The following is a 12,240-nucleotide window of genomic DNA, read 5'->3' on the forward strand; positions in this document are numbered from 1 at the left end:
TTTTATCACTCCATCAGAGAGAGAGGTTCTGTTCAGTTTTTGCGTCAAAAATATGACACTTGTTCATCTCAAACGTGAAATACACCTTACGATGAAGCCCTTTATCAATCATTGGCTTAGCTTCATCGGACGGGATTCGGGCGGTCAGTTCGTAGTCCGCGACCTTCAGGTACACAAAGAATTCGTGGCCCATGTTCTCCACGCGCACCATCTCCCCGCTACAGCCGCCATTCGGGAAGGGCTCATCAGAGAGCGACACAAATTCCGGGCGCACGCCGTAGAAGATCTCCTGATCCGCGTAAGCCGCGACTTTCTCCTGCTTCTCCGCGTTCAGCGGCATGGTTTCATCGCCAATGGCGATGTGCAGCTGGCCCGCTTTTTCGACCAGCACGCTTTTACGTATATTCATCTCCGGCGCGCCGATAAAGCCCGCCACGAACATGTTCTTCGGCTTGTGGTAGAGGTTGTCCGGCGTATCCACCTGCATGATATGGCCGAGCTTCATCACGCAGATGCGGTCGCCCATGGTCATCGCTTCGGTCTGGTCGTGGGTCACGTAAACGGTGGTCGCCGGTTTTCCTGACTTCTTCAGCTGCTTGTGCAGGTCAGAAATACGGATACGCATCGAAGCGCGCAGTTTGGCGTCGAGGTTTGAAAGCGGCTCATCGAACAGGAACACATCCGGCTTTTTCACAATCGCACGGCCTACCGCCACGCGCTGCGCCTGGCCGCCGGAAAGCTGGCGCGGCAGGCGGTCGAGCAGCTCTTCCAGCTCAAGAATTTTGGCGGCATCATTCACCTGAGACTCAATCTGATCTTTCGGCAGTTTGCTCAGCTTGAGACCAAAGGCCAGATTCTCGCGCACCGTCATGTGCGGATAGAGGGCGTAGTTCTGGAACACCATTGCAATACCGCGCTCCTTCGGCGCGAGGTTGTTCACGATCTTGTCGCCGATGCGCACCTCGCCGCCGCTGATGGTTTCCAGCCCCGCCAGCATGCGCAGGGTCGTGGATTTGGCGCAGCCGGACGGCCCGACAATCACCATGAATTCCCCTTCAGCAATTTTAAGATCGATAGCGTGTACCGCTTTAAAGCCGTTGGAGTAGACCTTTTCCAGCTTGTTGAAAATAACTTCAGCCATGGTATTTCCCTCTTAACCTTTAATTCCGCTGCTGGTGACGCCCTGTACGAAGTAGCGCTGTGCCAGGAAGAAGACAATGATGGATGGCAGAATGGAGATGCTCGCCATTGCCAGAATTTCGTTCCACGGCGCGCCTTCGGTGACGTCGATGGACATTTTCAGCGCCAGTGCGATGGGGTATTTATCCACGCTGTAGACGTAAATCAGCGGCCCGATAAAGTCGTTCATGGACCACATGAACTGGAACAGGGCGACGGAGATAATGGCCGGTTTCAGGATCGGTACCACCACGTACCACAGCACCTGGAAGGAGTTACAGCCGTCAATCTGCGCCGCCTCTTCCATGTCACGCGGGACGCCGCGCAGGAACTGGATCAGCATGAAGACGAAGAACCCCTGAGTGGCGAAGGCCAGCGGCAGGTACAGCGGCATATAGCTGTTGAGCATGCCCATTTCACGGAACATGAGGTACTGCGGGATCAGCAGCACGGTGCTGGGCAGCAGCATGGTGGTGATGAGCGTGGCGAACCAGAACTTCTTCCACGGGATCTCGAAGCGGGCAAAGCCGTACGCCACGATGGTGGAGGAGATAATGGTCAGGATCACTTTCGGGATCACATACTTAAAGGTATTCAGCATGTAATGGCCGAAGTTGTACTCGGTGCCGGTTTTCCAGCCGTTCACGAAACCATCCCAGGTGGCGTGGGCTGGCCACAGGCTCAGGGTGGTGAAGATCTCGTGGTTCGGTTTGAACGACGCGGAGAACATCCACACCAGCGGGTAAAGCATCAGCAGGCCGACAACCAGCAGGATCACATAGCGAACGGAGGCGTTGATTTTCTCTCTGCGCAGCGTGCGGGCCACTTCGCGTTCGGCGACGCTTCTTGCCGTGGAGAGTTGTTGAATATCAGCCATTTTTGCCTCCTTTATCGGCGGAGTAGAACACCCAGTATTTCGACGACTTAAAGGCGATACCGGCGAAGACGGCCACCACCAGGAACAGGATCCACGCCAGCGCCGCGCCATAGCCCATATCGAAATACTTGAACGCGGTGTCGTAGATGTAGAGCGAGAACAGATAGGTCGAATAGGTTGGCCCGCCGCCGGTAATGACGTACGGCCCGGTAAATTCCTGGAACGCCTGCGTGGTCTGCATGATGAAGTTGAAGAAGATCACCGGCGTAATCAGCGGCACGGTCACCTTCATGAACATCTGCCATTTCGATGCGCCATCGATCATTGCCGCTTCATACTGGGACTGCGGTACGTTTTGCAGCGCGGCCAGGAAGATGACCATCGCGGAACCGAACTGCCAGACGCGCAGCAGGGTAACGGACATCAGCGCCAGCGACGGCTCGCCCAGCCAGTTCACCGGATCAAAGCCAAATACACCGATAAAGCTGTTCAGCAGACCATCAATGGCAAATAAGGCGCGCCACAATACGGCAATGGCGACGGAGCTGCCGAGGATCGACGGAATATAGTAGGCCGTTCGGAAAAAGCCGATGCCGCGTAATTTAAAGTTCAGGACAAAGGCAATTCCTAATGCAAAGGCGAGCTTTAACGGGATGGTTAAAAATACATAGGCAAAGGTCACGCCCATGGATTTCCAGAAGAGCGTGTCTTCGGTAAACATGTAGCGATAGTTTTCAATGCCGTTAAACACCGGCGGACTCATCAAATCGTAATCCGTAAAGCTGAGGAAAAACGATGAGACGAAGGGGTATGCCGTAAAGAGTATCAGCCCGATGATGTAGGGTGATATCCATGCGAGCCCCAGCAGCTTGTTTTCATTCATACATACCTACCTGGCAATCAATGGTTTAATACGAAATCTGCTTTGTTACATTTTCCCAGGCCTGCGATGCGCGGCATGAGAGCTGAAATTCAGGGTGCAACGTCTGGAAAAGGCGAAATCTACGTTTGTTTTTTAACGCTTTTTTGTCTTTCTTTGTGCTGTAAGCGCTTCTGGTTTCAAAAGAGCTGAACCGGCGTTCTTGGATACTAAAACATCGTTTTATTTTATATTATTGCGATTTATTTCTGCGTCATTCGCTTAATGGTGGAAATGTGATCGGCGTCGAAACGCTGTTTCAATATAGTGAGGGAGGTGGCATTTTTGACTTTTCACGAAGCTTTGCCGCCGGCCATGAGGAAGAGATAACGAAGCAAAAAGGGAGCGGGAATAAGAATAGTCACGCAGCGTGGCTAACTACCAGATCTGATAGCAGGTCTACAGATGTACCAATTCGTCATTCAGATAATTCTTACATTCTTGTATGATTTGTTACACCGGAACCAGTCAGGCAGAATTTCACTGCATCCTTAAAAGAAGAACAGTTATGTCAGCGATGGATTTCAAAAAACATACGGATCTCAACTTTCCTCACTATGCTCCCCCGGCGGTCAGCGCTAAAGAAATAGATCTTCTGGGTCTGCTGGACGTCCTGCTGGCAGCAAAAAAACGCATCATCACCATTGTCTTTGCATTTGCACTGGTCGGCCTGGCAATCGCCTTTCTGATACCGCAAAAATGGACCAGTAAAGCGGTCATTACGCCCGCGGAACAGACGCAGTGGAGTTCGCTACGCCAGATGATGGTGGCGCTCCAGGTGCTTGATGTCGACGTGAAAATTACCCGTGCGGATGTGTTTAATCTGTTTGTTAAAAAGTTTCAGTCCCAGTCTCTGCTTGAAGAGTACATGAAGAGCTCACCTTACGTGATGGCTCAGCTCGATGGCGCTCAGGTTGACCCGCTGGAGCTGCACCGCGCGGTGGTCAATATTGCCGAAAAGATGAAAGCCGTTGATAACACGCAGGAAAAAAATGCCGATAAAGCACCGTACCTCTCCTGGACGTTAAGCTTCACTGCCCCAACGGCAGAGGACGCGCAGAAAGTGTTGAATGGTTACATTCAGTACATCTCCCGCATCGTCGAGCAGGAGACCATGCAAAACATTCGCGATCAGCTGATCCTGAGAACCAAAACGGTTCAGCAGCAGCTGGAGCTGGATCGGGTCCGTCTGACAAATATCCATAATACCAACCTGCAACGCCTGAACTACTCGCTGGAAGTGGCGAACGCGGCAGGGATCAAAAAGCCGGTCTACAGCAATGGACAGGCGGTGAAAGACGATCCGGATTATTCCGTCGCCCTCGGTGCGGACGGGATTGCGCAGAAATTGCAGATTGAAAAAAATCTGAAGGACGTTTCTGAGCTGAACGCCGATTTCCAGAACCGCGAATACTATCTGGCACAGCTGCAAAAACTTTCCTTCGAAGATGTGAGCCTGGAGCCGTTCAAATATCAGCTTTCACCTTCTATGCCGGTGAAAAAAGATGGCCCGGGCAAAGCCCTGATCGTGCTGCTGGCGTGTATTCTGGGTGGACTGTTCGCCTGTGGCAGCGTGCTGCTGCGCGAGGCAATGAGCACCCGCAACCCGCTGCCGGAACAACTTCCTGAGCCGGTTACGGAATAACATCAAAAAAGGCGCTCAACTGAGCGCCTTTTTTTATTTCAGGAAATCTTCGCGAACCGGCGTAAAGGTATCCAGCAGGGTGCCGGGTTTCAGGCAAACGCAGCCGTGCATCACGTGCGGCGCTTTATAGAGGGTGTCGCCCGCCATCACCACATGCTTCTCCTCGCCAATGGTGAACTCAAATTCCCCCGAGAGAACGTAGGTGAGCTGCTCATGCGGATGGTTATGCATCGGGCCAATCGCGCCTTGCTCGAAATTCACTTCCACCGCCATCATCCTGCCGTCGTGCGCCAGAATACGACGCGTCACGCCGTTGCCCAGATCCTCAAGCGTGGTCTCTTTATGGAAAATAAACATATTTTCGCCCTGTTATGTAATGAAACATTGTTTCAATTAATTTATCTCACCCGCGGCGAAAAGGAAACGTTTAGCCAAATAACTGGAAAGGCGATCACAAGTTTGCTTCACTGGGTGAAACGCACAGGAGGAAAGATGAAAACGATCGGTCTGTTAGGGGGCATGAGCTGGGAATCAACGATCCCGTACTACCGCCTGATTAATGAAGGTGTCAAACAGCGTCTGGGCGGTCTGCATTCGGCCAGCCTGCTGCTGCACAGCGTGGATTTCCATGAAATAGAAGCCTGCCAGTCGAGCGGGGAGTGGGACAAAGCCGGGCAGATGCTGGCGGACGCCGCGCTCGGGCTGGAGCGTGCGGGCGCGCAGGGTATTCTGCTGTGTACCAACACCATGCATAAGGTGGCGTCGCACATTGAAGACCGCTGTTCGCTGCCGTTCTTACATATCGCGGATGCCACCGGGCGTGCCATACGTGCCGCCGGCATGACGCGCGTGGCGCTGCTGGGGACGCGCTACACCATGGAGCAGGATTTTTACCGCGGGCGGCTGAACAGCCAGTTCGGGATTGAAAGCCTGATCCCTGAAGAGGCTGACCGGGCGCGCATTAACCAGATTATTTTTGATGAGCTGTGTCTGGGCACCTTCAGCGAAACGTCGCGCGCATGGTACGTCAGCGTGATTGAGAAACTGGCGCAGCAGGGGGCGGAAGGGGTTATCTTCGGCTGTACCGAAATTGGCCTGCTGGTGCCGGCAGACCAAAGCCCGATAACGGTCTTCGATACCGCCGCCATCCATGCCGCGGATGCGGTGGAGTTCATGCTGTCATAGTGGTTTTTGCAGGTCAGGTAAGCGAAGCGCCACCTGACGCGCGTGCGCAATCAGGTGTTCACTAAACGCATCAACCAACGCTGAGGCGGGCCGGTGCAGCGGGCGGATCAGGCTCACGGTAAAGGGAACGGAAACGCTAAAACGGCGCAGAACCACGCCGCTGCTGGCGTAGTCCATGGCCGTGAGCGGGTTCACCACCGAAATACCCACGCCCGCGCGCACCATCGCGCAAATAGACGCCGCACTGTGCGTTTCCATCACCATCCGCCGCTTCACCTGATGTTCGGCAAACAGGCCATCCAGAAGCTGCCGGTAGCTGTCGGTCTGCGACAGGCTGATATAGTTCTCACCGTGAAAATCCGCCGGCGTCAGCTCCGCTTTGTGGGCAAGCGGGTGGCTGGCAGGTAGCACGCAGACCTCATCCAGCGACAGCAGCTCCGTGCGTTCCGTTCCCGCTGGCGTGACGAGGGTTTCGGTCAGACCCAGATCGTGGCGCTGGGCCGAAAGCCACTCCTCCAGCAGCGGCGACTCCTGCGGCACGATGGTCAGGCTGACCTCCGGATAGCGGGCCAGAAACGGCTGTAACAGTACCGGCAGGAATGACTGGGAAAAGACCGGCAGGCAGACGATGGACAGCTCGCCCTGGCGGAACTCCCTCAGGCTCTCTGCCGCGCTCACGATCCTGTCCAGCCCGTACCAGGAGCGCTGAACCTCCTCAAACAGGCGTAAACCCTGCACCGTTGGATGTAGCCGGCCGCGGGTGCGTTCAAACAGCTTCAGCCCCAGCACTTTCTCAAAACGCGCCAGCTCGCGGCTGACCGTCGGCTGCGAGGTGTGCAGCATGTGCGCGGCTTCAGTGAGATTGCCGGTGGTCATTACCGCATGAAAAATCTCGATATGGCGTAGGTTAACGGCGGGCATAGGGCACCTGATGGCTGAGCGTAGTCCATATCATTTTTGCATAGACTCAAGATAAAACGATATTTTTTATTCTCTTCAGGCTATGGCGTAATGATAAAAAACAGATTTCCGGAGACGACCATGCCACGCCCACTCAACCAGACCGAGACCGATTTAAACGCCGATAACCTGCTGCGCCTGCCTGCCGAATTCGGCTGCCCGGTGTGGGTCTACGATGCGCAGATTGTGCGCGAGAAGATCGCCGCGCTGCATCAGTTTGACGTGGTGCGTTTTGCGCAGAAGGCCTGCTCCAATATTCATATTCTGCGCCTGATGCGCGAGCAGGGCGTGAAGGTTGACTCCGTATCGCTGGGTGAAATCGAACGTGCGCTGGCGGCCGGGTTTGATCCGAAAGCCGACAGCGACGCGATCGTCTTCACCGCTGACCTGATTGACGACGCCACGCTGGCGCGCGTGCATGAGCTGCAAATCCCGGTCAATGCCGGTTCGGTGGATATGCTGGAACAGCTTGGGCAGGTCTCTCCTGGCCATCGCGTCTGGCTGCGCATCAACCCGGGCTTTGGTCACGGTCACAGTCAGAAAACCAACACCGGGGGCGAAAACAGCAAGCACGGGATCTGGTATGCCGATATGCCTGCGGCGCTGGAGGTTTTACAACGCTACAACCTCAAGCTGGTGGGCATTCACATGCATATCGGGTCCGGCGTGGATTACGGCCATCTTGAGCAGGTCTGTGGCGCCATGGTGCGTCAGGTTATCGATTTTGGTCAGGATCTGGAGGCGATCTCCGCCGGGGGAGGGCTTTCGATTCCTTACCGCGAAGGGGAAGAGGCGATCGACACGGATCACTATTACGGCCTGTGGAGCGCCGCGCGTGACAGCATCGCCGCCCATCTGGGCCATGCGGTGAAGCTGGAGATTGAGCCGGGTCGTTTCCTGGTTGCCGAGGCCGGCGTGCTGGTGGCGCAGGTGCGGAGCGTGAAGGAGATGGGAAGCCGTCACTTTGTGCTGATTGATGCTGGCTTCAACGATCTGATGCGCCCGTCCATGTACGGCAGCTATCATCACATCACCGCACTTGCCGCCGATGGCCGCGATCTGGTTAACGCCCCGCGCATCGAGACCGTTGTTGCCGGCCCGCTGTGTGAATCCGGTGACGTCTTTACTCAGCAGGAAGGCGGGAAAGTCGAAACCCGTTCGCTGCCAGAGGTAAAACCGGGAGATTATCTGGTGCTGCATGATACTGGCGCGTACGGGGCGTCTATGTCTTCCAACTACAATAGCCGCCCGCTGCTGCCGGAAGTATTGTTTGATAACGGCGTGGCGCGGCTGATTCGCCGTCGCCAGACCATTCAGGAGCTGCTGGCGTTAGAGCTGGTCTGATTAAACCAGGGCCCCGTCGTCACCGAATCGCGTAACACCAGCGTGCCGGTGAACGGCGGGATCGCTTCAACCGGCTGGTTTTTTGCCAGCCGGATCGCCTGGTCGATCGCCGTGACGATCATGTTGTCGATCGGCAGATACACCGACGACAGGGCAGGCTCCAGCCACTTTGCGCTGGGGGCATCGTCAAAACCAAACAGCGAAATATCCTGCGGGATCTTCAGCCCGGCCTGGTGTAATGCTTTGGAGGCGCCCAGGGCCATATCATCGTTACAGGCAAACAGGGCGCTGAACGATGTCTTTTCCGCAATCAGCTCCTTGCACAGCTCGTAACCCCGCGTCATGCCTGCATCGCCGTATTTAATCCGCCGCTCGTCGAGACGAATACCGTGCTTCTCCAGCGCCTTACGGTAGCCCATCAGTCGCGCTTTACCCGTTGGCGTGTGGATCGGGACGGTGATACAGGCGATCTCCCGGTGGCCCTGGCTTATCAGGTAATCCACCGCTTTGAAGGCTGCGTCCTGCTGTTCAAAGAAGACGCAGCGATCCGCCGCCTGGCTCACTTCACGGTTAATGATCACCAGCGGCGTCTGCACGCTGTTGATCAGCTTCAGGATCGTCTTTTCGCTCATGTAACGCGTATACAGCACGATGGCGTCGCACTTGCGATCGGCGAGCATCTGGACCGCCTGTTCTTCCTGCTCAGGGGCGTCGTGACCGTCGGTAACAATCAGCTGTTTTCCGTGCTTTTCGGTCTGCCGTGACGCCTGCTGTAGCAAACGACCAAAGTAAAAACCGTCGAACGTCGAGACGACCAGACCAATGCTGTTGCTGGTCTGGTTAGCCAGCGAACGCGCGAGAAAGTTCGGACGATAGCCCAGCTCCTCCATCGCGCGAAATACCTGCTGACGCGTGCTCTCTTTAACCTGACCTGTGCCGTTCAGCACGCGCGAAACGGTGGCCTTCGACACGCCCGCACGCAGTGAGACATCCAGCATTGTTGCCATTCGAAATTCCTGTTTCCACGTAATGGTTTGCAGTTTAACACAGACCATCCGGCGCATAAGCGACGTGGGAAGGGCAAAACCCCATAACGATCACGCTTTTCGGTAACGATCCTCGCCCGCGGGATAAATGCCTGTCATTGGCATGCCAAAATGGTGATAAATCGCAATCTGGAATACCTCTTACCTCATTGAGAGCTTAATCACAGAACAAAGCGCCTGTGGAGGCTATTTTTGGCATACCAATAGTATCCGGCTGTCCCTCTTATTCAATAAAAGCCCTTTTACTGAGGTATTACCCTATGGCATTTCAGGAAAAACTGATCGACGCTCTGGGCAGTTTTGCCACCACCTTCAACAGCTATCGCTATATCCAGGCGATTAAGTCTGCGTTTATTACCTTAATGCCGGTCATCATTGTGGGGGCGTTCTCGGTACTGATCTCCAATATGGTGCTGGATCCGAAAAACGGCCTGGCGAGCTTTTAGTCGCTGTCGTTTCTGGCGGCGTTAAAGCCGATCACCAGCGCGCTCAACTATGCCACGCTCAACTTTCTCAACATCGGCGCGGTGTTTTTAATCGGCATTGAGCTGGGGCGTATTAACGGCATTAAGTCCCTGTTCCCCGGCCTGCTGGCGGTGATCTGCTTTATCTGCGTGACGCCGACCACGGTGGAAATGCTGGTGGACGGCGAGATGCATGTGGTGAAAGACGTGCTGCTGCGCCAGTTCTCGGATACCCGCAGCCTGTTCCTCGGCATGTTTATCGCCATCCTGTCAGTGGAGATTTACTGCTGGCTAGAAAACCGCAAGGGGCTGAAAATCAGGATGCCAGACACGGTGCCGCCGAACGTCGCCGCGTCGTTCTCTGCGCTGATCCCGGCCATTATCACCACCACCGCCATCGCCACCTTTGGCTTCGTGTTTCATCAGGTTACCGGAATGTATCTCTACGACGCGGTTTACCAGGTGGTGCAACAGCCGCTGGAGCGCGTGGTGCAAAGCCTGCCGGGGATCCTGCTGCTGATGTTTGTCGCCCAGCTGTTCTGGGTGATTGGTATTCACGGCAACCAGATGATCAAGCCGATCCGCGAGCCGCTGCTGCTGGGGGCAATCACCGTTAACATGAGCGCGTTCGAGCAGGGCAAAGAGGTGCCAAACATCATCACCATGCCGTTCTGGGACGTCTATATGAGCATCGGCGGCTCCGGCCTGACCATCGGCCTGCTGATAGCCGTCATGATTGCCACCAAACGTAAAGAGATGAAGGAGATCGCTAAGCTCTCCATCGGCCCGGGTATTTTTAACATCAACGAGCCGGTGATCTTCGGGATGCCAGTCATGCTCAACCCGATCCTGGCTATCCCGTTCATCATCACGCCGCTGGTGACGGGCTCGATTGGCTACTTTGCGACGGTGACCGGTTTTGCCGGCAAAGCCGTGGTGATGGTGCCGTGGACCACGCCGCCGCTGATCAACGCCTGGCTGTCAACCGCGGGCTCCATGGGGGCGGTGATCACCCAGTTTATCTGCATCGTGACCGCGGTGATTATCTATCTGCCGTTTGTGAAAATTGCCTCACGCCGCGCAGATCAGGCCGCACTGCAACAAGCCACCGATAACGCATGAGGACAGGATGAGCATAAAACAGATAACCATACCGCCAGATTTTATGCTGGGCGCGGCGGCATCGGCCTGGCAGACCGAGGGCTGGAGCGGCAAAAAGCTGGGGCAGGATTCGTGGATCGATCTCTGGTACAAGAACGATCGTCACGTCTGGCACAACGGCTACGGCCCGGCGGTGGCAACCGACTTTATCAATCGCTTTCGCGAAGACGTGGCGCTGATGAAGCAGGCGGGACTGACGCACTATCGCACCTCGATCAACTGGTCGCGCTTTTTGACCGACTATGAAAACGCCACCGTAGATGAAGAGTACGCCGCCTATTACGACGCGCTGTTCGATGAAATGCACCGTCAGGGCATTGAGCCGATGATCTGCCTGGAACACTACGAATTGCCGGGCGTGCTGCTGGAGACCTACGGAGGCTGGGCGTCGAAGCACGTCGTCGGGCTGTTCGTTCGCTATGCGGAAAAGGTGTTTGAGCGCTTTCACGGCAAAGTCACCCGCTGGTTTACCTTCAACGAGCCGATTGTGGTCCAGACGCGCGTCTACCTTGACGCACTGCGCTGGCCCTATGAGCAGAACACCAGCGCCTGGATGCAGTGGAACCACCATAAGGTGCTGGCGACGGCGAAAGTGGTGAAGCTGTTTCGCGAGAAAGGGTATGACGGCACGGTGGGTTGTATTCTCAACCCGGAGGTGACCTACCCGCGCTCGCGCGCGCCGCATGACGTGCGGGCGGCAGAGATGTACGATCTGTTCTATAACCGCGTCTTTCTTGACCCGCTGGTGCACGGGCGCTATCCGCAGGCGCTTTTTACCCTGCTGGCGCAGCATCAGGTGCAGTGGGATTACACGGCTGACGAGCTGGCGCTGATTGCCGACAACACCGTCGACGAGCTGGGCATTAACCTCTATTACCCGCATCGCGTCAAAGCCCCGTCCCGCGCCTGGCACCCGGAGACGCCGTTCCACCCGGCGTACTACTACGAGCCGTTCGAGCTGCCGGGGCGGAGGATGAACACCTCCCGCGGCTGGGAGATCTTCCCGCGCATTATTTACGATATGGCGATGCGGATTAAAAACGACTATCGCAACATTGACTGGTTTGTGGCGGAAAGCGGGATGGGCGTGGAGAACGAAGCGCAATTTCGCAATCGCGACGGCATTATCGATGACGCATACCGCATTGCGTTTCTCAGCGAACATCTTTATTACACGCTGCTGGCGCGGGAGGCGGGGGCTAACTGCCACGGCTATATGCTGTGGGCCTTCACCGACAACGTCTCCCCGATGAACGCGTTTAAAAACCGCTACGGGCTTATTGAGATCGACCTTGAAAACCATCGCGCACGGCGGGCAAAGAAATCGGCATCCTGGTTTCGCCAGCTGCGCGATCAGCATGTGCTGACGCTCAGGGTTGACGATGAATGGAAGTAAGCCTTCTGGTAAAATAGCGCACAAACTGGCCGGGAGGACGTCCGGCCCGCGCATTAACTGAAAA

At 55.7% G+C, this 12,240-nt stretch carries 10 protein-coding genes and 1 pseudogene; 5 read left to right on the plus strand and 6 right to left on the minus strand.

All coding sequences use genetic code 11. The features are described from left to right. Positions 1–13: 13 nt before the first annotated feature. From H2Z33_RS13155 to H2Z33_RS13165, 3 genes are read right to left on the minus strand one after another with little or no spacing between them, the layout of a single operon-like run. Positions 14–1,141 (minus strand): ABC transporter ATP-binding protein, encoded by a 1,128-nt coding sequence (locus tag H2Z33_RS13155; RefSeq protein ID WP_063134863.1) that lies wholly within the window; start codon positions 1,139–1,141, stop codon positions 14–16. Positions 1,142–1,153: 12 nt separating this feature from the next. Next, complete coding sequence (locus H2Z33_RS13160; RefSeq protein ID WP_017692724.1) at positions 1,154–2,056, minus strand: carbohydrate ABC transporter permease; 903 nt, start codon at positions 2,054–2,056, stop codon at positions 1,154–1,156. Continuing rightward, positions 2,049–2,939, minus strand: a complete 891-nt coding sequence (locus tag H2Z33_RS13165; protein ID WP_063134864.1) for a carbohydrate ABC transporter permease — start codon at positions 2,937–2,939, stop codon at positions 2,049–2,051. Before H2Z33_RS13165 ends, H2Z33_RS13160 begins: the two co-directional genes overlap by 8 nt. Positions 2,940–3,483: 544 nt before the next feature. On the opposite strand from H2Z33_RS13165, the gene wzz(fepE) reads away from it, so the two are divergent. Beyond that, positions 3,484–4,620, plus strand: a complete 1,137-nt coding sequence (wzz(fepE), locus tag H2Z33_RS13170; RefSeq protein ID WP_032669284.1) for an LPS O-antigen length regulator Wzz(fepE) — start codon at positions 3,484–3,486, stop codon at positions 4,618–4,620. Between the two features lie 33 nt (positions 4,621–4,653). Here the strand turns inward: wzz(fepE) and H2Z33_RS13175 are convergent, their stop codons facing one another. Continuing rightward, entirely contained in the window at positions 4,654–4,977 is a 324-nt protein-coding gene (locus H2Z33_RS13175) for a cupin domain-containing protein (RefSeq protein WP_015571763.1), read from the minus strand. Positions 4,978–5,112: 135 nt separating this feature from the next. Between H2Z33_RS13175 and H2Z33_RS13180 the strand changes: the two genes are divergently transcribed. Next, entirely contained in the window at positions 5,113–5,805 is a 693-nt protein-coding gene (locus tag H2Z33_RS13180; RefSeq protein WP_015571762.1) for an aspartate/glutamate racemase, read from the plus strand. Here H2Z33_RS13180 and H2Z33_RS13185 read toward each other — a convergent pair. Then, the gene (locus H2Z33_RS13185) at positions 5,800–6,726 is read right to left on the minus strand and encodes a LysR family transcriptional regulator (protein ID WP_017692726.1); all 927 of its coding nucleotides are present in this window, start codon (positions 6,724–6,726) and stop codon (positions 5,800–5,802) included. The genes H2Z33_RS13180 and H2Z33_RS13185 overlap by 6 nt on opposite strands. A 120-nt stretch (positions 6,727–6,846) precedes the next feature. Here H2Z33_RS13185 and lysA point away from each other — a divergent pair, with 120 nt between their 5' ends. Next, positions 6,847–8,109 (plus strand): diaminopimelate decarboxylase, encoded by a 1,263-nt coding sequence (gene lysA / locus H2Z33_RS13190; protein ID WP_017692727.1) that lies wholly within the window; start codon positions 6,847–6,849, stop codon positions 8,107–8,109. Here the strand turns inward: lysA and H2Z33_RS13195 are convergent. Beyond that, positions 8,079–9,116 carry a LacI family DNA-binding transcriptional regulator gene (locus H2Z33_RS13195; protein WP_003862814.1) on the minus strand — a complete coding sequence of 346 codons (1,038 nt, stop codon included), beginning with the start codon at positions 9,114–9,116 and terminating at the stop codon, positions 8,079–8,081. The two genes, lysA and H2Z33_RS13195, sit on opposite strands and share 31 nt — an antisense overlap. Before the next feature lie 299 nt (positions 9,117–9,415). Between H2Z33_RS13195 and H2Z33_RS13200 the strand changes: the two are divergent. After that, positions 9,416–10,741, plus strand: a pseudogene (locus H2Z33_RS13200) (PTS sugar transporter subunit IIC). A gap of 7 nt (positions 10,742–10,748) precedes the next feature. Next, positions 10,749–12,176 carry a glycoside hydrolase family 1 protein gene (locus H2Z33_RS13205; protein ID WP_063134865.1) on the plus strand — a complete coding sequence of 476 codons (1,428 nt, stop codon included), beginning with the start codon at positions 10,749–10,751 and terminating at the stop codon, positions 12,174–12,176. Positions 12,177–12,240 lie beyond the last annotated feature (64 nt).

It is taken from the genome of Enterobacter sp. YSU, from assembly GCF_016082135.1.
Lineage (GTDB): Bacteria > Pseudomonadota > Gammaproteobacteria > Enterobacterales > Enterobacteriaceae > Enterobacter > Enterobacter hormaechei_C.